Below are 23,284 nucleotides of genomic sequence, written 5' to 3' on the forward strand. Positions count from 1 at the left end.
ATTGTAGATGCTCAGGCCTTGCGTTCGCTGGCAGCTGGGCTGCGGACTAGACCAGATTCTAGGCTGATAGGTATGACACAAGCTAGGCACATAGACAGCGAACAGGCCCTTGAGGCCGTGGTCCAGCTGATGGATGGAAGCCTCCTGCGCGAAGACGGGAGCCCTTGTGGTGTCTTGTGTTTGGCTGGTCCGCCTCGCTCGGGCAAGACCACGTTCGCAACCCGCGCTCTGCTGCTTGGTCTCGAACGCTACGGCGATGGCGGCGCCAGGCTGCTAGTCTCGGGCAGACATGCTGCCGATAAGCTCAGCCGCCAAGTTATATCCCATCTGAAAGTCTCGGGCCAAACCCGCCCGGTGGGAACCTTGCAGGCCTTAGCTTTTCAACTCCTGAGCGCTTACTGTCAACTACTGCCCGACCATGCTTTGCCCAAGCTGCTTAACGGTGCTGAGCAAGATGCCCTCTTGCGCGCCGTTATGGCCCAACATATTGCCCACGTGCAAGCCGGAGATGATTGCTCATCCTGCCAGTTGTTGCAACGATACTTTGCCAGTGAGCTCGGTTGGGCTGGAGTAGTGACCAAGGCCCAGGGCAGCAGCGACCAGCAAGGCTTAGCTGACCAGATAGACGACGAATTTATTGCCCAGTTGCGAGACATGTTGGCCCGCATGATTGAGCTGGGATTGGATCCGCTTGACCAAGACCCGGTGCTGAACGCTCTGAGCCGCCAGGAGCTCGACCTCGATGCCCACGACCGACTCAATCTTCAGTGGCGACTGGCTTTCGCGCTCTGGAAGGAATACGCTGAGCAGATTCGCGTTGCATACCCTGGCGAGTATCGCTTAGACCCCTCTATGCTGCTGATTGTGGCCTGCCAAGCGATTGAAGCCCACAGCGAGATTGCTCTGCCCCAACTGCTGGTGATTGACGACTGGCAGGATTTAACGATGGCTGGAATGGGCTTTATTCAAGCCCTCAACGCCCAAGGTACCCGCTTGATTATGGTGGGCAATGCAGATGAATCAGTGCAGACTTTCCGCGGTTCCTATCCCGAGTTCTTGGCTGCGCGCATAGAGCAAGTGCCGCTGGCCTCGCAAGAAAATGGTGACCTCGCGTCTGCGCGACCGGCCTTACTGCCGCCTGCTCTTGGTTGCTTGGGTGCGGTCTGCTTCCAACTGCCATACCGCCCCATCGCCTGCTCTGCCCAGACCGGCAGCAATGAGTCACATTCGGCAGATGTAGATAATGTGCCCGCTTCCTATGCCGACCTCCTCGCAGCCCGGGTGAGCCTTAGTATTCGCAACGAAGATGACCAGGCTCAAGCCCTCTTTGATCGCCCTGGCAAGATGCCTCATTGGCCTGCAACGACCCCCATCACTGCCTTAGATGCTGACGACGCCCTCCTTGCAGACGGTACCGTTTCCACGCGGCTCTTCCATACGCCAGACCAAGAGGAAGACGACCTCATCTGGCAAATCAAGCACGAATACCTTACCCAGCACTGGCAGTGGAACGATATGGCGGTCATTGCCCACGACAACGCGACCGTGCATGCTATCGGGCAAAAGCTGCGTGCAGAAGGCGTGCCGGTGCGCTATTCCTCCATCGATCGCCCCCTTAAAGATGAGCCCAGCGTCCAAGGTCTGTTTGCCCTGCTCGAATTGGCCCAAGCCCGCAACGGTTGCAGTCCGGCTCTGGCTGACCTTCCGGCAGCAGCTCAAGCCCGGTGGATGCACCAACGCTTCAACACCCTGCTGGCGAGCCCACTTATCGAAGCGATACTGCCCAACGCTCAGGGGCGTAGACCGGCGCGAGTGGAGCGTATCGAAACAGTGCTCACTATGGCCAAGTCCTTAGCGCGCATCGGGCAAAGTGCGCAAGACCAGGCCCAGATGCCTGCGCAGAGTACGAGTACATCGATTACCGCTTTTAGTCATTTGCAGACGGCATGGCAGGATTATGTGAGCAAGCAGGAGCGCTCTCGCCGGCAGGCACAGGCCATTAGTGGTATCAGCGTTGATGATTCGCTGCTGGGCGGACAGGCCTCGCCCGCACCAGCAGACACAAGACTGACTACGGATGCCTTGTATTTCCTGCTCATTCACCGGGCTGAGGGTGAATCTGAGGGGGAAGCATCGTCTTCTCAGGATGACTTGCGTGCAAGCTTCCTAGAGAGTGTGGAATCCATAGCCCGCGCTCGCACCAAAGACCCAGATGTAAGTGCCTTGCAGCATGCGCTCAAAGTAATAGAGGCCTGCGCTCAGGGCCTGGCATTATTGGGAACGAGCGAGCCAGCCTATGCGCTTTGGGAGGCCTGGAAGGCGGCGGGTAAAGCAGATGACTGGCAAGCCAAGTCGCTCGAAGCATCGCAGGAGGGTGAGCAGGCCAACGACCGCCTGGATGCTATGATGCGCCTCTTCCAATTCGCGCAATCCTCGCAAACTTTCATCGATGTCAACGATTTTCTGGCCCAAGTGCAAGGCATGCAAATCGAGGCCGACTCCTTGGCGCATGTGGGCCCGGTCGAGCAAGCCGTGACGCTCACAACGCCGGCTGGAGCTGCTTCCCTAGCGGGCTCTTGGCCGCTGGTGTGGCTGCCCCGCCTGCAAGAGGGAGTCTGGCCTAATTTGGCTGCCCGAGATACCCTCTTCGGAGCTGAAGATCTGGCTGATCTCATGCTTTACGGCATTATTCGGCAGAGTGATCCCGAGGCTGCAGGCGGTCACAATCCGCGCCTGAACAGCACGCTCTACGCAGAAGAAAAAGGCCTGTTGATGGCCCTGACGCGTGCTAGGAATGAGCTGAGAATATCGGCTGTGTGGAACGACGACACGGTGCCCTCTGATTTTGTGTATGGCTTCCTGCCCGAGCATTTCCAACGGGTGAGTGACATGAGCCAGGCTGACTTTACGCAGGTTGGCAGTCAAGACGGAGCCGTGAGCCGCTTCTCTGGCTTGGAAGTGGGGCCGCGCGGTTTAGTTGCAGCTGCCCGTTCGATACTGGCTCAATACGCGGTGCAGGAGCAGAACTTACCGGCCGCCGCTGGTGCTGTTGGTGCCAAGCAGATAAGCGCCGAGGAGGCTGCAGACGCTGCGGCTACCTTGAGGCTCCTCCAAAAGCGGGGACTGAGCGAGGCCAATCCTGCCAACTGGCCCTTCTTCTATGAGCAGGGGAGCGAAGACCAGGCAGAAGTTACGCAAGCTGTCGTTCAGCCCGAGGAGCCACTTCCTGCCAGCGCACCGCCTAATGCCGTGACCTTATCGCCCTCGGCGGTAGATAATATCTGGGCCTGCCCGCTCGAATGGGCTATGGGCAGCCAATTTACCGGACCTCAGCCCAGCTCGGTAGCTATGAGCTTCGGCAGTCTCATTCACAAGGTAGCCGAAGATGCTGCAAACCAGGGCTTAGACCGGCCTGAGCGAGGCAAGTTGGGCGTCGATGCGGTGGGCAACGTGGAACTTATCGAAGCCGCTACCGACAAAATGATGGACATTTACCATGAATTAGTCCAAGGTTTCCCCGAGTTTTCAAGCCCTAAAGATGCCTACGATATACGCAGTAGGGATGCGCAAGTGCGCAAGATTGTGGGCAACATCGCATCCTATTTCGTGATGAGCTCGCTTGATGATTATGCCCATGAAAGCAACCCCGTTATTGAGGTGGGTACGTTGCTTCGCGCTGAGCAAGAGCAGCAGTTCAAGGCCATCTTTGCGCCAGCTGACTTTACGGATGTGTGGAATGCGACCTACCCTGACCATGCTTTGGAAACTGAAGAGTTCTTTGCTCTTGCTTCTGCCCTTGTGGGCGGTTTCCCGAAGGCTCTGCGGCCAGACACGGCAATCACGCTTTCGGGCCGTATTGACCGCTTGGAAGAGCGCAGTGTGCAGGGCGTCTCCCATATTCGATTAGTGGATTATAAGACTGGTAAGAAGGGGCATTCGGGTCCGGAAGTGTTCAACGACTTACAACTGGTGTGCTACCAGCTCGGATTGGCTTTTGCTAGTGATACGGACTCAACTCAGGCTCCCAAGGTTAGCGTTGAACGCCTCGCTTCAGCCCAGCCAGTAAGTCAAGCAGTCTTGTTTGATGTGTCTACCAAACCGGCGCCCGCCTTTGCTCGCGGCCCAGAAAACGCCTACCAGCCCGCTCTGTTTGCTGGCGGTAAGCTCAATCGTGAATATTTACCTCGCTACTATCAAAAAACCGTAGATAAGCTAGCCCGACTCGCCCCTCTGCCCGAGCAGGTACCGCCGGGAGTGAGTCAGGAATTGTGGGATTTCGTGAGGCAAAACCAGAGCGGTGACCAAGGCTTGTGGGCTCTAACGATGATTGCGCGCGTGCTCTTTGCGGCCGGCGTTAAGCTGTCGACAGGCTTGCAAGATGCGGTCTTCGATGCTGAGCGATGCCAGAAAAAAGATAGCAATGGTTCGTGTGCGGCTTGGCTGCAGTTGGCTGGCTCAGTGATGGAGGATCGGCGATGAAATTTACTCCCGAACAAACGGCCATTATCGAGGCCCCCGTTAACGACGACTTACTGGTTATTGCAGGCGCGGGGTCGGGTAAAACCATGACCATGACCAACCGTATCGTCTCGCTCATAAGGCGAAACATACCGCCCGAATCAATCTTGGGTCTGACCTTTACCAACAAGGCTGCCTCCGAGCTGCTTTCGCGTGTATCTGCTGCTGTTGCATCTCAAGGTCAGAGCGATTCCGATGACTCCTTGCGAGCGTTTTTGAAGCCGGAAGTGCGCACTTACGATGCCTTCTTCCAGTCAATTGTGCGCCAATACGGCCTGCTGGTGGGTATGGATCAGGCCACGCAGCCCTTGAGTGAGGCTGGGGCTTTTCAGCTAGCGGCCAACGTGGTTCAAGACCACCTCGACGAACTCTTTCCTCGCACTGCGCAGAGCCTTGAAGAGGCTTTGAATGGCGATTCTGCGATCGAAGATGAGGGCTCCGATGATGACTCTTTGGGTGCTTTCACGAGTACCGTCAACCAGCTGCTGGCACTTTCTCGCGCCTGCTCTGATGCGATGATTAGTCGCGAGTGCCCCACTTTTGACGACGCTGTAGAACGCGTTCGGAGCTGGGATGCGGCATTTTTAGCTCAATTAGACAGCCTGCTTGCTGGCGGGCAAGTGCCCAGCAAGTGTCCCACAGTTGCTGCTATATCTAAGCCTAAGCGGGCAGTAAAATCGCGCAAGGAGACACCAGCAGGCAAGTTTGCTGAATTTATGAACATCCGCCACGACTACCGGCTCTACCAAGTCGACAAGCTGCGGCAAGTGGTGCGCAAACGCGAGAGACTGCTTACGCTGGCCCAGTATTATCAGGAGGCCAAACGCCAGGCTGGAATGGCGGAATTCAGCGACTTTACCTTGGCTGCTTTCCAGCTGGTTACGCGCTTTCCTGCCATCGGTGCCAGCTTCCGTCGCCGGTTTACCCACGTCTTTTTGGACGAATACCAGGACACCTCCACCACGCAAGCACTACTCTTAGCTGCCATCTTCCACCCCGAATCAGCGGGAGACGAGGAGGGGCGCCGGGAGGATCCTTACGATGAGCCGCTCGCCACGCAAGCAGGGCCTAGGCGCTCAGCCGTTACAGCAGTTGGAGATCCTTACCAATCTATCTACGCTTGGCGTGGAGCATCGCCGGGCGCTTTTAAGACCTTCCAGCGCGAGTTTGGCATGGATACCAATGCTCAGGGCTTGGCGGCAGGCACGGCAAGTTTCGGTAGTTTACCGCAAGACCCTTTGACGCTCTCGCAAACTTTCCGCAATGCACATCTTGTCTTGGACGCTGCCAACTTCTTAACTGAACCTTTAAACGCTGCAAGCGAACTGGGTAAGCCCTCAACCAGCGCCCTTTTGGAGGAGGTGTCGGTAAAAGAACTGAGCACTCGCGAAGATGCTGACCAAGGTACTCTCGGACTCTTGGGATACCAGACCTTAGGCCAAGAAGTCGACGGCGTAGTCCGCTTTGCAACCGAAGCCAAAGCCCGTTATGGCCAGTGCGACGAAGCGGGTTTCGACAAGGGTGCCCCCCATGTGGCCGTGCTCTTCCGATCCAAGACCAGCCTGCCGCGCTATCAGGAAGCCCTAGAAGCAGCTGGTTTGAGCGTGCAAGTTGTGGGTTATTCCGCCCTCTTCGACCGCCCGGAAATCATGGACTTACTGGCCCTCCTGCGCCTGACTTGCGACCACACCGACCATGCCTCCCTCTTGCGGCTGCTCGCTTCGCCGCGCTTCAATATGAGCGCTGCTGACTTGAGTGCCCTCTCGAATTTGGCTGCCCAGCTCAACCAAGAGAGTCAATACCAGGCCTTGGTCGAGGCGGGAGTAGTCGACGAAAAGCTCACCGGAAAAGACTGGAGCAAGGCCGTACGCGACTATCGCGACCTAGTGCCCGGCAGTATTTTTTTGGTCGATGTACTCCTTCGAGACGATCTGTCCGACCTGCTCAAGAGCCGCAAGGCCGCTGGCATCAGCCCCCGTGGTCGTTTCCTCCTCATTAAGGCAGGTCAAGTGCTGGTTCAGGCGCAAGAGTACGTCGGTGCTCCCTTGCGTCAGGCCGTGTTGGGCGCTGCCCGGGCTCTGGGGCTCGACATCGATGTGGTGGTATCGCAGGCTATGCGTACTACTACGGGCCCTATCGACGCTTCTTCGGCAAAAGCTAGCCTAGCGGCGTTCTTCGGTCAGGTCGACGCTTACGTGCAGGAGTTGCCCGAAGGGGTGGGCGCGAGCTTGGCCGGGTTCGTGGCTTGGATTGATGCCATGCGGCTGAGCCCTAGCGAGCCTGCTTCGGGCTTGGATGCGCATGCCGATGTGGTGCTGATGACCATTCACCAGGCTAAGGGCTTGGAATGGGATGCTGTGGCCGTCGTCGGTATGAAAAAAGGCGTATTCCCCAGCAGTCAGGGCGACCATTTGAAGATTGACCCCGAGCAGGATTGGGATGAAGTTAGCGGCTCTATGCCTTACGAGTCTACGGCCCATACTTGGCTTGAAGACCTTACTGCTGTACCGGTTCCGGTGAGGGCAGACGCTCAAATTTTGCCGCGTTTTCCTCATGATGCCGACGGGCAATTGGCTCCAGAAGAGGCTTTTGCATCCCTGACCCTTGAGCAGATGGAAGATGAAGCCCTAGGTCAGATTCGGCAGGAGAGTGGTTTTAGCAAAGACGACGCCGTTTCACTTTCGGAAGATGATGGACAAAGTCTAGTATTTGCTTCTGATGCGCTGCCTGACTATTTGAGCCAGCGGCAGGAATACGGTCGCCGCTTGCATAAAGACGAACGCCGCTTGGCATACGTGGCCCTGACCCGCGCCCGCCATGACTTACTCTTGACTTTTAGCGAGCAGCCCGGCCAGCTGGGCCCAGCTCTGCTTCTGCGCGAAGACGAGAAGAAGGCCGCCGCTCACAGCAAAAAGGCGAAGGGTGGCAAAGGCGAGGAGCAGAAGCAGGGGGAGTCTGAGCGCGAACGAGTGCTTGACCAAGCCTCTAACTTCTGGCGCGAATTGCAGACTCGCTTGAGTGCTCAGTCGGAAGTGGTGAGGGCAGGAAGTGCTTGGCAGAGCCAATCTGGAGCCGATCAGTTAGAAGACGGCAGGCAATTATTTACGCCCCACGGGTGTTTTATAGGCGAGCATGCCCAAGACTACGAGCGGGCGGTAGTGAGCCAGGCTTTAGGGGAGGCTGATCAGCTGGATGTAGAGGGCAGTGCTGAGCGGACGACCTTGTGGCCAGTAGGGCTATCTGACCAAATAGGACAGGTGCTTGCCAAGTCGGCAGAGCAGGTGAATCGGGCAGAGCGGGCCAGCAATGGCAAGCTGCACTACGATGTACATAATCCCTCTCAGGAAGACCAGCAGCTTGACCAACCCAACTCTCTATATGCACACGCAGAGCGCTTACTGAATATGGGTTCGGGGCGCTTAGGTGTGCAAGGCGACTTACTGGTGCGCGATACTCAGGCTTTGAAACAGGTGGGCGCCCAGGTGATAGGGCAGTCAGCACAATCGGTGACTGCCATTCAGGCTCGTTCGGGAGCTATGCGTGAGTCCGAAGAGCGGCGTTACTGGCGAAGTGTGGTGCGCCCGGTGCCGCAAGTGTCGTCGCCTTTAGCGCAGGCGGGCACCCTCTTCCATGCTTGGGCTGCGGACTTTATACTGCCGCAGTTGCAGGCGGATTGTGGTGCCGTTGAAGAGCCTGCCTCTGAGGGTGTAGATGCTGCTATTGCCAACGATGTAAACGTTCAGGGGCAAGACCAAGCGGCCGCGCAGGCCCTAGGAGTTGATCAGTTGGCCGAGCGGGAGCGAATGCTGAAAGAACTTGACCAACCGCAGACTCAACTGCCAGACGAGAACCGTATCGACCGCCAGCTCGTGCTTACCTGGGAGCGTCGCCTAGCCCTCTCTCCTTGGGCCCAGCGTAAGCCCGAGTGGGTGGAGCGACCCATCGTGGCAGCAGTTGCCGGGCAAATAGTCAAGGGCAAACTCGATGCCGTCTTCGCTGGGGGTATAGAGGCAAGCGACGCAACCAAGCGCTTCACCATCGTGGATTGGAAGACCGGACACAGGCCGGTGAGCGTCCACGACCGTGAGCTCAAATTGGCCCAACTCGACCTCTATCGCCTCCTGCTTTCTCGCAAGGAGAACATACCACTGGAATCTATCGATGCCTGTCTTTACTATGTAAGTGAAGACGATGCTTCTCAACGTTTGATTCCCGCGACCCCTCGTAGCGAGCAAGACATTGAAGCCCAAGTGGTCCAGGGATTGCCTGAGCAGTCCGACAATGATTAGAGTCCACGGGTTCGCCAGCTAGCCGTGCCAGACGCGTGCGGCGTAGGGTGGGAGTAAGCGGTAGAGCATCGCAAGAGAATCGGCCGTCCAGCCGCCAAACCAGTTACAAGCGTAGGTAGATCGCAGATGAGCGAAATGCAAGACCAGCAGACACCGACCCAACAGGCCAGTCAAGTAACGATTCGGCCTATGACTTGGGCAGATGTAGACCAAGTAGTGGAGGAATTCAACAATACCTGGAGTTCCAAAGATTCAGGCGAAGCGCAGATTTCCCTGCTCAACGCCCGCCATTTCGTATTGCGTTACCTCACTGAAACGACTAATGCCCGCGTCGCCGAATTAGATGGAAAATTCATGGGTGTAGCCCTAATGCGTGTGCAAGGCCAGCCCCTGCTGTTCAGTCAGGCTCAGGCCGAGCTCGATATGGTAGATAGAAGGCTGAGCGATTCCGTTCTCGGTCGCAAAAACTTACGGCGAATTACGATTTGGCACGGCTTAGAAGACGGCGTGGAGGCACAGTCTAAGGAGGCTGATGCAAGCCAGGCTGAGCTCAAGCTCTTCGTGGTTTCGCAGGCTGCTCGCGGGCGCGGCGTGGGCGGTAAACTCTGGCGCGATATGCTGAGCCAGCTCGACAGTAAGGGCGTGCAGCGCTTCTTCCTCCACACCGATTCTGCCTGCGATGTGTCGTACTACGACCATATCGGCATGGAACGTGTGGCAGCCCGTATCGCTGCTGACCAAGCTGAAAGCATTCAGGACGGCAATTTCTACGACGACATCTTTATCTATGCGGCCCCACTTTCTCAGCAGTTGCAGCGCTGGGGTATGGGTGCCAACCAGCAGGAGAGCGCCAGCGGTGAGAGTACTGAGAGTGGCGGTGACAAGCAATGAACGCCTCCTCAAAGAGTTTTTCCAACTCGTCGCCATACGTAGAGCTTTTCCGCTTGCCGGGTGCCAAAGGCTTCTGTGCGGCCGCGGCTATTGCCCGCCTGCCTGTAGCTATGATGGGCTTGGGCATCGTGCTTGCTCTCAACCACATTTACAACAACTGGACTTCCGCAGGTTTAATGAGTGCGGTTTTCACCTTTTCGGCGGCTATAGTCACGCCTTTCTACGCCCGCCTCTTTGACCGCTTTGGTCAGCGTCGGGTAGGTTTGGTGGTCTTGACAGTGCAGGCCTTGGCTATGCTGGCCTTTGCCTTTGGTGCCATGAATCGCATTGCTCTGGGGCTCCTGTTCGTACTTGCCATCATTATGGGCTTAACTCAGTTCGCTTTCGGTGCCTTGGTGCGTACTCGCTGGGCTTGGGCTCTTGCTCCGATGGGTGCCAGAGGTGAGGAACTACTCAACACGGCTTACGCTCTGGAATCAGGCGTTGACGAATGCGTGTTCATACTCGGCCCTATTCTCGCTGCTTGGTTGGCCACTTCGGTGAGTCCGGTAGCCCAGCTATTCGTGCCGGTCGTAGCCCTAGTAGGCGGCGGTCTCATCTTCTTTTCCATGCGCTCAACCGAGCCGCCAGCGCTCACACAGGTTTCGCAATCTCAGCTGGGTGAAGCAGGCCGTTCCGCCCAGTCGCCAGTAGGGGAGGGCGGTATCGTCAAGCCCGGCGCCCATCAAGGGCGTTATAAGGCCAAGAGTGCCCTGTCGTATCCGGCAGTTTTGCTCCTTTTCGTTATCTTCGTTGTCTTCAACATGTCGTTCTCTTCAGTGGACGTTACTGTTACGGCTCTCACTAAGCAGATGGGTAAGGAAGGCATTGTCGGGCTCCAACTCGCGCTCATTGCTGTCGGTTCCCTATGCGGTGCCCTCATTTTCGGTTCCATCAAACTCAAGGGTTCGCGTTGGCGTCACCTCACCCGCTTCCTTGTTTTACTTACGATTGGCTACATAGGCTTCCGTTTGACCATGAACAACCTCGTTTTGCTGGGCATTGTTGAGGTCATCACCGGACTGTGCGTATCCCCAATTTACGCAACTTCGAACATGATTGTGCGCGGCACCGTTGATTCCTCTGCCCTGACCGAAGGCCTCTCCTGGCTCAATACGGGCGCTTCCATCGGCACTTCTCTTGGCTCCACACTGGCCGGAGTGGCTCTCGATGCGTATGGCCCCGCTGGTGGCATGATGATTCCCTGGATAGTGACCGCCTGCGCGGTACCGCTGGCCCTCGCTGGCTGGATATACAGCCGCCGCAAGGGGCAAGACGTGGACCTGGAATCGAGTCCCGGCAGTGAAGTAGCGTAGAAGCAGTGAACTTGCTTTGCTGCACGGCGAGCCCAAGTAGCCGCCAGTGCCAGCAGCACCTTTAGCTTTTACGCTGTGCCCGGTACAGCATCGGTAAGGACAGTCAAGGCCTTAACCAGCCGGCAGAACGCCGAAGAACACTGGGCAGCTAAAACGTCGCTTCCGCACAGGCGGAGGCACAAGTAGAAATATAAGTGAAATGACAAATAATACAACAGAAGAAAGTGCAAGCGAGAGCAAAGCACAAGATGGCAAGGGTCGCTCAAGAGGTGGCGCTCGCGGCGGTCGCAAGAGCGGTGGCAGGCCCCAGGGCGGTGCTCGCGGCGGTCAGCGCAGGGGCGGTTCTCGCCCCAGCCAGCGCGGTAACAATAAGCCGGCTGAACCAGTTTTGATTGCGCCTCCCAAGTATCGCAAGGGCTCCATGCGCATCACCCCGCTGGGTGGCTTGGGCGAAATCGGCCGCAACATGAACGTGATTGAATACAACGGTCACATCCTGCTCATTGACTGCGGAGTTCTTTTCCCTGAAGAGGAGCAGCCGGGCGTAGATTTGATTCTGCCCGACTTCAGCTACATCAAAGACAAGCTGGACCAAGTCGAGGCGCTCGTGCTCACTCACGGACACGAAGATCACATCGGTGGCGTGCCTTACCTGCTCAAGCTGCGCCCAGACATCCCACTGATTGGCTCCAAGCTGACCCTGGCTTTCGTGGCCGCCAAATGCGAAGAGCATCATTTGAATCCCGCACTTGTTGAGGTCAAGGGCCGCGACAAGCTCAAGGTGGGTCCCTTCAATCTCGAGTTCGTCTCGGTGACTCACTCGATTCCTGACGCACTTGCAGTCTCTATTCGTACGCCTGCCGGACACATCATCGACACCGGCGATATGAAGATCGATCCTTTGCCTCTGGACCACCACCTGACCGATTTGCGTGAGTTCGCCCGTTTAGGCGAATCCGGCGTGGATTTGTTGATGATGGATTCCACCAATGCTGAGGTTCCTGGCTACGTGAAGCCTGAGATTTCTATAGCTCCGGCTCTCGATAAGGCATTTGCCGATGCTCAGCGCAAGATTATCGTTGCTTCCTTCTCCAGCCACGTTCACCGCGTGCAGCAGGTGGTTGATGCTGCTCACAAGCACGGCCGCAAGGTAGTGTTCGTGGGCCGCTCTATGGTGCGCAACATGGGTATCGCCTCCGATTTGGGCTACCTGCACCTGCCGGAGAACACGATTGTGGACTTGAAAGAAGCTCACAAGATTCCCGACGACGAAATCGTATACATGTCTACTGGTTCTCAGGGCGAGCCTATGGCAGCGCTTGGTCGTATTGCAGACGGCACCCACCGCGACATCCACATTAACGAGTTCGACACGGTCATCATGGCTTCCTCGCTGATTCCGGGCAATGAGCACGGCGTATATAAGGTGATTAACAAGCTCATCCGCAAGGGTGCGCGCGTAGTCAACAAAGACAACGCTGCAATCCACGTGTCCGGTCACTGCGACGAGGGCGAGCTCCTGCACTTCTACAACATCGTGCAGCCCAAGTGTGCTATGCCTATCCACGGTGAAAACCGCCACTTGGTAGCCAACGGTCTCATTGCCGTCAAGACTGGCGTCGATCCGCAAAACGTGGTCTTGGCCGAAGATGGCGATGTTGTTGATTTGTATCACGGCAAGGCTGCGGTTGTGGGCTCTGTGCCCTGCGGCTATGTCTATGTCGACGGCACCTCGGTTGGCCAGCTCACCGATGATGAGCTTGAACAGCGCCGCATTTTGGGCACTGAGGGCTTCGTTTCTGCCTTCGCAGTAGTCGATACTGAGACCAACGAGGTAGTTTCCGGCCCTAAGGTCTACTTGAACGCTGTGGCCGAAGACGAGCGCGAATTCCGCCAAGTCGAGGATCAAATCGTAGCTCAGCTCGAAGATGCTATGGCTTCCGGCACCCACGATACGCACAAGCTCCAGCAGCTCATGCGTCGCACGTTGGGTGGTTGGATCTCTCGTAAGCTTCACCGTCGCCCGGTTATCGTGCCGGTCGTGGCAGACATCGCCACCGACGTGCAGGAGCAGCAGAAGTAGTTATAGGCGAGTTAGCGTACGCCAGTTGAGAGGAAACTCCCGGCTGGCGTACGCTATTATGAGCGGGTGATGGGAGGTAGCATGAGTGCAGAGCAGCCATTGGTAACGGCTATTATTACCAGTTATAAGCGCCCTGTCGAAACTGTGCATCGCGCCTTGGTTAGTGCGATAAATCAGACCTACCCTAAACTTGAGATTCTGTTGGTCAACGATTGTCCCGAAGATGCCAATTTGAGTGCTTCATTGGAGATTCTCTGCCAAGAGTTGAGTGCAACTCGCCCTGTGAGCTACATCTCTATGGAGAGCAATGGGGGAGCCTGCAAGGCCCGTAACCTAGGAGCCCGCCAGAGCTCAGGGCAATACCTTGCTTTCTTAGACGACGATGACGAGTGGCAACCCAGTAAAATTGAGCAGCAGGTAGCCGCGGCTCAATCCCATCCCGAGGCCGGGCTCGTTTATTGCAACGCCATCCTCCAATACGACGGCAGCGACAAGCCAGATGGTCTGCTCGCAACCGAGCCCATGCCTTCTGGAGACATTTTCTACCAGCTTCTGGGCAGCAATTTCATTGCCTCCTGCTCATATCCGCTCATTTCGCGTGAGCTTTTTACCCAGCTGGGCGGTTTTAACGAGCACATGCCGGCCCTGCAAGACTGGGAACTCTACTTACGCTTGGTTAAGCAGGCTCCAGCAGCCTATGTTTCCGAGCCGCTGGCACGCTATCACTTTCATCAGGGCGAGCGTATTTCGGCTCACCCGGAGCGTAGAACCGGCGCTTTCGAGATCATTCATGCCCGCTATCAGCGTGAATTAAGTACTAATGCGGTCAGTGCCTCATCCTTCTTGTTGGTGGGCACATACCTCTACAGCGTGGCAGGCAATATGGGACAGGCCTGGCGCTACTACCGTATGGCTGTTCGCCTAGACCCAGGCAAGCTCAAGCGCAACACTCGCGACTTTTTCCGTATGGCTCTGCGCCCCTTCGTGAACACCAAGATTGTATAGGGTGACCTCTATGACGACTTCGACCAGCCAGCCCGTGCTCACCGTCTCCGTAGCTGCTTACAACGTTGAAGGCACCATCAAGCAGGCGCTCGATTCGGTAGTCAAGGCGGATGAAGGTCAAGATATTGAGATTTTGGTCATAGACGACGGCGGTAGTGATCAAACGCTGGCCATTGCGCAAGACTACGAGCGGCGTTTCCCTGGGCAAGTGAGGGCCATACATAAGCCGAATGCTGGCTATGGTTCCGTTATCAATACGGCTATTCAAGAGGGGCGAGGCCGCTACTTTCGCCAGTTAGACGGCGATGACTGGTATTGCTCTGAGCATCTTGCGCAGTTCGTAGCCCAGCTCAAGCGCACCCAAGCCGATTGCGTCGTCACCGCCCGCCTAAACATCAACGAGCGAACCGGCTCTAGCGAGCTGGTGGACTGCCTGCCTGCCGAGATTTCTGGTTACCATCAGCTCGACGACGTCTCTTTCACGCGCGCCGTAGGTATGCATGAGATCACCTATCGTACTGAGCTTTTGCAACGGGCTGGTATCCGTCTCGACGAGCGCTGCTTGTACACAGATATCGAGCTGGCCTACTTGCCCCTAGCCTCGGTGCAGACAGTCGAACTGTTACACCTGCCTATCTATTGCCATCGAGTGGGAGTCAACGGTCAGAGCATCAGCCCGGCAGGTGTGCGCGCCCACTATCGCGAGCATGAATTCGTTTTTTGGCGCATGTTAGCAACATACCGCTCTATGCCGGGAGGGGAGGCCGATGGCAGGCGTAAGCTCTTCGCCCAGCGCTTGGCAGACGAGATTTGCGGACACTTCCACTGGTTCTGCTATTTGACTCCCAACCGGGCTCATCGCTCGGAACTGCAAGCTTTTAACCGGCGTCTTGAGGCCGAGTGCCCCGAGCTATTGGCTCAAGCACAGGCGCTCTCAGACCGCATCTATTGGCTCAGGCGTAGTCATTTCGCCCTATACGGCCTCTTCTGTAGGCTTGAAGCATATAAGCAGAAGGGTTGAGTTATGAAAGTTTGCTTGGTTGGGTCTAGTGGTGGCCACTTGAGCCATCTTCTCCTCGTGCGCCAATTTTGGGAGCAGGAGGAGCGTTTCTGGGTGACTTTCGACAAGGAAGATGCTCGCAGCAAGCTTCAAGGTGAGAAGGTCTATTCCTGCTATTTTCCCACCAATCGCAACATTAAAAACCTGCTCAAGAACACGCTTGTGGCTTTCAAACTCTTGCGCCGTGAGCGACCGGACTTGATTATCTCAAGCGGTGCAGCAGTGGCCGTGCCCTTCTTCTACCTCGGCAAGCTGATGGGCGCCAAAACCATCTATATTGAGGTCTTTGACCGTATCGATAAGCCTACGCTCACCGGGCGTTTGGTCTACCCGGTAGCCGATCGTTTCGTCGTTCAATGGGAAGAGATGAAGCAGGTCTATCCCAAGGCCATCAATTTAGGGCCCATTTTTTAGGAGCTGGCGCAATGATTTTAGTAACGGTGGGAACGCATGAGCAACCCTTCGACCGCTTGCTGCGGGAGGTAGATGAACTCGTGCGTAGCGGGCGTATCAGTGAGCCAGTGGTGGTGCAATACGGCTATTCTACCTACCTGCCCAGCCAGTGCGATACCTTCCAATTCTTGAGCATTGACCAGTTGAATTACTATCTTGGTCAGGCTCGCATGGTCATTACTCATGCCGGGCCTTCGAGTTTTATGGAGGTGCTCAAGCTCGGTAAAACGCCAATTGTAGTGCCGCGCCAGCTTGAATTCGGTGAGCATCTTAACAACCATCAAGTTGACTTTGCCCGGGCAGTTGAGAAACGAATCGGCGGTATTCTGCCAGTTTACGATATTGCCAAGCTGTCTGAAACCGTTGCTCATTTTGAAAAACTGTCTGCAGGTGTCAGCGCTCATTTTTCGAGCAATACGGCTAATTTCGTCCGCGGTTTAGAGCGCTTAGCGGGCGAACTGGTGGCTGACCATGCCTAGAGGCCCTATCCCTGTTGCAATGGTGGTCGACAATTTAGGGCGCAACGGCATTGCCGCGTATGTGCTCAACACATGCTCCCAGCTTGACCACAAGCAGATTGCGCCTTTTATTGTAGTGGGCGGCGGTGTAGATTCGGCCAATGCAGCTCAAGCGAAGGCTATGGGCATCCCGATTATTGCGCTGCCCAATCGTAAGCGCCACCCGGTGGCATATTTACACAAGCTTTCCCAGATTTTGCGGGCCCAGCGGCCTCAGATTGTGCACGTGCATGGCAATAGCAGAACGATGGCCCTAGAGCTCTCGGTTGCCAAGCGCTGCCATTGCTCTGCGCGCATTGCCCACAGTCACAACAGCACTTGCGACCATAAGCTCCTTCACCGCCTCCTCAAACCCGTATTTGTGCGCTCGTATACGCACGGTTTGGCATGCGGAAGCAAGGCCGGCCGCTGGCTCTTTGAAGACCGGCCGTTTGCTATAGCTCCCAACGGTATTGATGTGGCGCATTTCCTCTTCGACGGGCAAACCCGAGAGTGCACTCGTGCCGAATTGGGCCTTGAAGGCAAGTTTGTTATCGGCCACGTGGGTGGTCTCAATACTCAGAAAAACCAAGCATTCCTCATCGCTAGCTTCGAGCAAGTGGCCCAACGTGACTCGCAGGCGGTCCTCCTGCTGGTAGGAGCTGGCCCCCTCGAAGCTGAACTCAAGAGGCAAGTTGCGAGCAGCCCCTTCATCAGCCGGATTCTCTTCTACGGCCCCAGTGAAGACCCCAGTAAGCTCTACCAAGCGATGGACATGTTTGCTCTGCCTTCGCTCTTCGAGGGGCTTCCCATCTCCCTGCTCGAAGCTCAGAGTGCCGGCCTGCCCTGCCTCGTGGCCAACAATATAGACTCAGATGTGGTGCTCACCAATCAGGTAACTGCTCTGCCGTTGGAAGCGGGTACCCAAGCCTGGGCTCAAGAGATAGCACGCATCCGCCAGAGCGCGCAAACCCACTCGCGCTCGCAGCAACAAGCCCAAGAGCTACGTTCCATCGACACAACTCACACAGCCCGAGTCTTGCTCAACCAATACCAAAGCTTCCTAAGCTTACCCTCTGAGAGCTAGCCAGCGCGTACTCCTCCGACCTGCCCACACTCGCCCAAGCCTCCATACCCTTTATACTGAAACTATGAACAGTCAGCAGAAGATAGCAATAGCAGGCACCGGCTATGTGGGGCTTTCTATGGCTCTCCTTCTGGCTCAGCACCACCATGTGCAGGCGCTCGACATCGTGCCAGCTAAAGTTGAGCAGTTGGCCCAGGGCATCAGTCCTATTGCAGACCCAGATATTGAGCGTTTCTTAGCGGAGAGTAAGGCGGGCATCCGCAGCCTCGATTTTTCTGCCACGCTCGACCCAGCTCAAGCCTATTCGGACGCGCAATATGTGGTCGTGTGTACGCCCACTAATTACGATTCTGACCACAATTATTTCGATACTTCGAGCGTGGAGGCGGCTATTGCTGCGGTCCGCGAAGTCAACCAGCAGGCTTGGATTGTTATTAAATCTACGGTTCCCGTGGGCTATACCAGGCAGCTCAGTCAGCGTTTGCAAGACCCGCGTATTATATTTTCGCCTGAGTTTTTGCGCGAAGGCAAGGCGCTCTACGACAACCTTCACCCGAGCCGCATCGTAGTAGGCGCCAATCTCACTGATTCTGCCGTGTATGCCGCAGCCCAAGAATTTGCCCAGATCTTACGGGATGCGGCAGATCCGAGTGAGCTTGAACGAGTCAACAGCGACGGCACTCGTTCTATCCCCGTGCTGCTCGTAGGCTCTACCGAGGCCGAAGCGATTAAACTCTTCGCCAACACCTACCTAGCCCTACGCGTGGCTTATTTCAATGAGCTCGACACCTATGCGGCAGCCCGCGGTTTAGATAGCGAGGCTATTATTCGGGGAGTGGGCTTAGACCCGCGCATTGGCTCTCATTACAACAATCCCAGCTTTGGATACGGAGGCTACTGCCTGCCCAAAGACAGTAAGCAGCTGCTCGCTAATTATGAACAAGTGCCGCAAAATCTCATGAGCGCCATAGTTGATGCTAATCAGACCCGCAAGGAGTTTATAGCCCAGGAGATTCTGGAGCGTATCCAAGGCCTTGACCACCCGCTCGTGGGTATTTACCGGTTGACGATGAAGGAAAACTCAGACAATTTCCGCCAGTCAGCTGTCCAAGACATTATCGCCTACCTGCTTGAGCGCGGCGTAGATCTTGTAATGTATGAGCCAACGCTGGGCGAGTCAAGTTTCATGGGCTGCCCGGTTATCCAAGATTTCGCGGAGTTTGAGCGTTCGTGCAGTTTGATTGTGGCCAATCGCTGGAATGAGGAGCTGGCAAGTGCTGCGGGTAAAGTCTACAGCAGGGACATTTTTAGGCGGGATTAGCTCTCGGTTGGGTGGTTGCTCAGGGAGTGAATAGTGGGGCCTTGGGCTTCGAGGAATTGAGGATTGGCCAGTATGCTAGAAGGCTTGCGTAGCGGGGTGCTCTACACTGCCCTTGGCAAGTACAGCAATGTGGTTATTCAGCTCGCTGTCAACATGGTCCTTTCGCGCCTGCTCAGCCCGCGCGACTACGGGGTGGTGGCAGTCGCGCAAGTCTTTCTGCTCTTCTTTACTACGATTGTGGATGCAGGCTTAGGCCCGGCAGTGATTCAAAACCGCAGTCTGAGTGAGCGCGACCACCGCGTCTTGTTCTCATACTCGATAGTCTTCTCTTGTATCCTCTCCATACTGTTCGCTGCCACCGGCCCCCTCATTGCACACTTTTACGGCAATCCCGTATACCTGCCGCTGGCTCTGGCCATGTCGTCAACCCTTTTGCTGCAAGGGTTCAACATGATTCCCAACGCGCTCATGAACAAGGCCAAGCGCTTTCGGGAGGTCAACCTGCGCTTAGTAGCCAGCAACTTGTGCGGGGGAGTGGCCGGTATTTGGACTGCGCTCGCTGGTTGGGGCGCTTACGCTCTAGTTATGAGCTTCACGGTCCCCGCCTTAGTGGCATTCGTTCTCAATATGCTCCTGCTGCGCGTCTGGCCAGCCCGCAGCCTCGAACGTGCCTCCCTCAGTAAGGTTTGGAAATTTGCTAAAAGTCAGTTCGGTTTTAACTTCATCAACTACTTTTCGCGCAACATCGATAAGATTTTGGTGGGCAAGTTTATGGGCCCTGCCGCGGTGGGCAACTATTCCAAGTCCTACCAACTGCTCATGCTGCCCAATCAGGTGCTCTTAGAGGTCATTAACCCAGTGCTGTTGCCGGTTTTAGCTGATCATCAAGATGATGTGCGTACTGTGCGCGAAGTCTACTATAAACTGGTGCGCTTCTTACTGCTCATTGGCTTCCCTCTCTCTGTCTTCCTCTTCTTCCAAGCGGCAAACGTGATACGAGTCATGTATGGCAGTCAGTGGGGAGCCGCGGTGCTGCCCTTCTCGATTCTGGCGCTTACGGTCTGGGTGCAGATGTCTCTATCGTCTACCGGCTCTATTTTCCAGGTATTAGGCCAGACCGGTTACCTCTTCTGGAACGGCTGCATCACGGCTTTGCTACTGGTTTCTAGCATCGTCATAGGCTGCTTGCTGGGCTCGCTGACTACCCTCGCAATCAGCCTGTCAGTGGGCTTTGTTCTCAACTTCGTGGTGATTTTCTTCCTTATGACCCGCAAGCTCTTCGCTTCCAGTTTCCTTGATTTTTTGCGCCGGGTCTGCCTAGTTCCGCTGGGCGGGGGAGTACTCGTGGGTGCAGTTCTGCTAGCGCTCAAGCTAGCACTGCCTGAGTTGGGCACGCTGCTAAGCCTCGTGGTCAGCGGGGTAAGCTCTCTGTTAATCTTTGCTATATACACCAAAATGACAGGGCAAATGGGAACTCTGCGGGCGCTGTTGTTTCGGCGCTCACCGGCGCACGTTCAGTTGAGCGGTGAAGAGGGAAAGACACAAGGAAAAGAGCAGGATTGATGGAGCAGCTCAGCTATAGGCAGCAATTTACCAACGACCGCCTATTTGTATCCAACAATACCTGTTTTTATGCTGCCGTGGCCTATTACATGGTCCTCAAAATTCTCGATTATTCCTTCTACGCGTCGGTTCCCTTTATCTCTTTCATCGATGGTGACATCCGTTTGGCTGTGGTGTGCATCGGGCTTATCGTGGTCAATGAGTGGATCAATCGGCAGTCTCGCTACGATTTAAAAACCTTGGCAGTATTCGCAGTGCTGCTGATTCTATCGGTGATTGTGCTCGTGAAGTCAGGCAAGCCTGTCCCGCTCACCCTGCTGGCTTTTATCTTCGGCGCTCGTAATGTCGATCTCAACAAGGTCTTACGTATCTGCCTCTACACCAGTCTGGGTATGTTGGCTTTTATCGTATTGAGTTCGTTGATTGGTGTGATTCCCAATTATGTCGACGAAGCTCCCAATCGCAACCGGCAGTTCTTGGGTTTCTTATACGCCCTGTATGCCCCGCAAATAGTTTTTAATTGCACTTTGATTTATTTGATTGTGCGCCGCAATGCGGTCAAGTTCCTACCGGTGCTGGGCTTCATTGTCTTAGCGTTGGGCTGCTATTTTGCCACCGATTCACGCTCGCTCGTGGTGCTCACCTGCTTGGTTGCCCTGCTGGGATATTGCTACTCCCGCTGGGCTGCTGGTCTTGCTAGGTCACGTGTGAGTAGATTTACCCACGCCTTCTTCTCTTGGCTGACCTTCCCGGTTGCGCTGATTGCTTCCTTCGTTTTCCCCCTTATCATTACGAATCATTTCTCCATCGTTACCTATGTGATAAACAAGGCCCTCGGCAGCCGCATGTCGCTGTCGCAAAAGGCTATTGACACTTACGGCATTTCCATTTTTGGCAACGATATTGAGTGGTCTGGCGCTGGCTTGTCTGCCAAGGGCATGTCCAATGGGCTGAACCAGTACAACTACGTGGATTCCACTTTTGTGAAGGCATGCCTAGACTATGGCATCGTTTTTGTTATTGCCATGGTGGTGACCTACACCCTGCTCATGGTGCGCGAGAGTCGGCACAGGCAGTATGTAGTGGTTCTAGTGCTCTTCATACTGGCTATCCATGCTTTCTTTGACAATCTCTTCCTAATCTTGTGCTTCAACAGCTTATGGTTCTGCGCTGTGTACCTAGTGCGGGACTTGCGTAACTACCGCCGGGCTCCCTCTGCTGGCCGACACGTAGACGCTGATTTGGAGCTGAGTAAGAAGTCGCGCAGTTTGGTCTTCTAATCGGGCCGTCCTCGGTGAGTGAGAGAAGCTAGGAGAGTAGCTGACTCTTTCTCTGTTCTCTCGGTTTCTCACTTTCACTTTTTGGGCGCCCTTTTGTAGTCAGTAAATCTCCTGTGCGCGCGTAAAGACCCCTAGCTGCCGCCGTATCGTCTTATTGGCTCGATTGCTGGTCCGTACTCACGTTGAACTGCACTGGGCCGTCTAAGTGCCCTTAAAGAATTTCGGGAGATACAAGAAGGGGCCAGTCTGTGCGACTGGCCCCTTGCAAAACGCTAAGCAGTATTACCTCGATAGGTGGCTAAAGATGAAGCCAATCACCGGGGTCTGTCCGTTGCGGACTTTAGATACCGTCTTAATGAGGCTCTTCTTGTCGGAGTTGTTGGACTCCAGCAGCACGTATCCGTCGGCCAAATTGCCTAAGACATTTGCATTGGCTTCATCGGAAAGGGGAGCGGTGTTTACAATCACATAATCGTAGAGCAGCTTGATTTTGTCGAACATGTTGCTCAAGAAGATGGAACGGTTGGGAATAGCCGTGTTGTATTGAGGGCTGCCGGTCGGCAGGATGTAGAGGTTGCTCTTATCGAACTTCTGCACTGCCTTATCGATTTCAGTTTCGCCTGCCAATACGTCGTTCAAACCCACCGTGTTCGTCAATCCTAGGCGCTCGGCGATGGAGCTTTGCTGGGTGTTGGCATCAATGAGCAGCACGCGCTTGTCTTCGTCGGCTAGAGAAGCGCTGATGTTGATAGCTGCTAGGGTGGTCAGACCCATCTCTTGAGAAGAGGTGAAGGCAAAGATGCGGCCCTCAGTGTTGGTTTTGGAGTTGCGGCCAGCCAAAGAGATGAGGTTGGCCTTAATGTAGCGGTAGTTGCTTGCCTCTTTACTTTGCGGGTCTTCGATAATCGGCAGTTCTACGTTGCCGGGCTTGACTTCGCTAGTCAGCTCGCCCAAAATCGGGGCCTTAATAAGTTCCTTGGCTGCGTTGGCAGTGCCAATCTTTTCGTTGGGAACGCGCATGAGCGCGGCCACCAGTATCGCTAAGCCGAAGCTGAGCAGGAGGCCTGCTAAGAGGTAGACGGGAACGTTGGGAGAACTCTGCGTCTGCGGCATTTCGGCCCGTTGTACAGACTTAAGCTTGACTGAGAGCTTACCCGTGGAGAAGGAGCGAGACGAAGTGAGCCAAGTCAGCTGGTTTGCTACGCTGTTGGCTATGTCTGCGGCTTCCTGACGATTGCGAGAATCGGCGGAAATGTTGACAATGAAAGTACCTCGCGGGTTGGCCAAATCAACGTGCTCGGCCAATTCCTCTACCGTCATGTCCAAATCTAGGTCGCGAATGACTGGTTTGAGTACAGATTCAGTCTTGACCAGCTGCGGGTAATTGCTCATCTGAGTGCGCACATAGGTCAAGCCAGAATTAGCTTCTCCTGGCGACGTTGAGTTCGTATTACCCTTGTAGGAAGCCACGAGTTGGGCCGTAGCCGTGTACTCTGGCGGGCGGGTAAAGGTGTAGACAGCCGTAGCTGCGAATGCTATAATAAATACAACAATCGCTACAGCTTGTTGCTTGCGCAGCATCTGGAATAAGCTAGCTTTATGCACAACACTCCCCATTCATCTCTCGTATGAGAACACTTTATCATGATTGTGCCCAAATACAGTAAAATCCGGACTCTGCGGGTTGCGTGAGTTCCTATGTCGAGTGTTTCTTCCTGCCTTGAGTCGAATTTTAACGCATGCGCGCTTTTCTTAGATTCGATTGCTGACCTGCTCAAAAGCCCTGCAATAGGCGCGATTTCGGTTACTTCCTGGCCTGTGTATGTTTGCCGATTCCTTATCTTTATGCGTCAGCCACCGCGCAGAAACATCAAAGCCTAGG

Annotated in this window: 14 protein-coding genes; 13 read left to right on the forward strand and 1 reads right to left on the reverse strand. The window is 55.4% G+C overall.

Features of this window, described 5'->3' with window-relative positions; all coding sequences use genetic code 11:
* The first annotated feature begins 72 nt into the window (after nucleotides 1-72).
* The 13 genes from R8377_RS01975 (at nucleotide 73) to R8377_RS02035 (ending at nucleotide 21,402) form a co-directional block, all read left to right on the forward strand.
* A complete protein-coding gene (locus tag R8377_RS01975) occupies nucleotides 73-4,479 on the forward strand; it encodes a PD-(D/E)XK nuclease family protein (RefSeq protein WP_317643291.1) in 4,407 nt (1,468 codons plus the stop codon).
* The gene (locus R8377_RS01980; protein WP_317643292.1) at nucleotides 4,476-8,807 is read left to right on the forward strand and encodes a UvrD-helicase domain-containing protein; all 4,332 of its coding nucleotides are present in this window, start codon (nucleotides 4,476-4,478) and stop codon (nucleotides 8,805-8,807) included. The genes R8377_RS01975 and R8377_RS01980 overlap by 4 nt, the downstream gene beginning before the upstream one ends.
* Before the next feature lie 126 nt (nucleotides 8,808-8,933).
* The gene (locus tag R8377_RS01985) at nucleotides 8,934-9,698 is read left to right on the forward strand and encodes a GNAT family N-acetyltransferase (protein ID WP_317643293.1); all 765 of its coding nucleotides are present in this window, start codon (nucleotides 8,934-8,936) and stop codon (nucleotides 9,696-9,698) included.
* The gene (locus tag R8377_RS01990) at nucleotides 9,695-11,053 is read left to right on the forward strand and encodes an MFS transporter (RefSeq protein ID WP_317643294.1); all 1,359 of its coding nucleotides are present in this window, start codon (nucleotides 9,695-9,697) and stop codon (nucleotides 11,051-11,053) included. Before R8377_RS01985 ends, R8377_RS01990 begins: the two co-directional genes overlap by 4 nt.
* 199 nt (nucleotides 11,054-11,252) lie before the next feature.
* Nucleotides 11,253-13,136: a ribonuclease J gene (locus tag R8377_RS01995; protein ID WP_317643295.1), complete on the forward strand. Its 1,884-nt coding sequence runs from the start codon at nucleotides 11,253-11,255 to the stop codon at nucleotides 13,134-13,136.
* Nucleotides 13,137-13,217: 81 nt separating this feature from the next.
* Nucleotides 13,218-14,141 carry a glycosyltransferase family 2 protein gene (locus R8377_RS02000; protein ID WP_317643297.1) on the forward strand — a complete coding sequence of 308 codons (924 nt, stop codon included), beginning with the start codon at nucleotides 13,218-13,220 and terminating at the stop codon, nucleotides 14,139-14,141.
* 10 nt (nucleotides 14,142-14,151) lie between these two features.
* Nucleotides 14,152-15,162 carry a glycosyltransferase family 2 protein gene (locus R8377_RS02005; RefSeq protein WP_317643298.1) on the forward strand — a complete coding sequence of 337 codons (1,011 nt, stop codon included), beginning with the start codon at nucleotides 14,152-14,154 and terminating at the stop codon, nucleotides 15,160-15,162.
* A gap of 3 nt (nucleotides 15,163-15,165) precedes the next feature.
* Nucleotides 15,166-15,615, forward strand: a complete 450-nt coding sequence (pssD, locus tag R8377_RS02010) for a PssD/Cps14F family polysaccharide biosynthesis glycosyltransferase (protein WP_317643299.1) — start codon at nucleotides 15,166-15,168, stop codon at nucleotides 15,613-15,615.
* An 11-nt stretch (nucleotides 15,616-15,626) separates the two neighbouring features.
* Nucleotides 15,627-16,133, forward strand: coding sequence for a glycosyltransferase (locus tag R8377_RS02015; protein ID WP_317643300.1), 507 nt, complete (start codon nucleotides 15,627-15,629; stop codon nucleotides 16,131-16,133).
* 19 nt (nucleotides 16,134-16,152) lie between these two features.
* Nucleotides 16,153-17,238, forward strand: a complete 1,086-nt coding sequence (locus R8377_RS02020; RefSeq protein ID WP_317643302.1) for a glycosyltransferase — start codon at nucleotides 16,153-16,155, stop codon at nucleotides 17,236-17,238.
* Nucleotides 17,239-17,302: 64 nt separating this feature from the next.
* Nucleotides 17,303-18,559, forward strand: coding sequence for a nucleotide sugar dehydrogenase (locus R8377_RS02025; RefSeq protein ID WP_317643303.1), 1,257 nt, complete (start codon nucleotides 17,303-17,305; stop codon nucleotides 18,557-18,559).
* 72 nt (nucleotides 18,560-18,631) lie between these two features.
* The gene (locus tag R8377_RS02030) at nucleotides 18,632-20,122 is read left to right on the forward strand and encodes a lipopolysaccharide biosynthesis protein (protein WP_317643304.1); all 1,491 of its coding nucleotides are present in this window, start codon (nucleotides 18,632-18,634) and stop codon (nucleotides 20,120-20,122) included.
* A complete protein-coding gene (locus R8377_RS02035) occupies nucleotides 20,122-21,402 on the forward strand; it encodes a hypothetical protein (protein WP_317643305.1) in 1,281 nt (426 codons plus the stop codon). Before R8377_RS02030 ends, R8377_RS02035 begins: the two co-directional genes overlap by 1 nt.
* A gap of 282 nt (nucleotides 21,403-21,684) precedes the next feature.
* On the opposite strand, the gene R8377_RS02040 is transcribed toward R8377_RS02035, so the two are convergent.
* Nucleotides 21,685-22,983 (reverse strand): tyrosine-protein kinase domain-containing protein, encoded by a 1,299-nt coding sequence (locus R8377_RS02040; protein WP_317643306.1) that lies wholly within the window; start codon nucleotides 22,981-22,983, stop codon nucleotides 21,685-21,687.
* Nucleotides 22,984-23,284 lie beyond the last annotated feature (301 nt).

It is taken from the genome of Bombiscardovia apis, from assembly GCF_033095945.1.
Lineage (GTDB): Bacteria > Actinomycetota > Actinomycetes > Actinomycetales > Bifidobacteriaceae > Bombiscardovia > Bombiscardovia apis.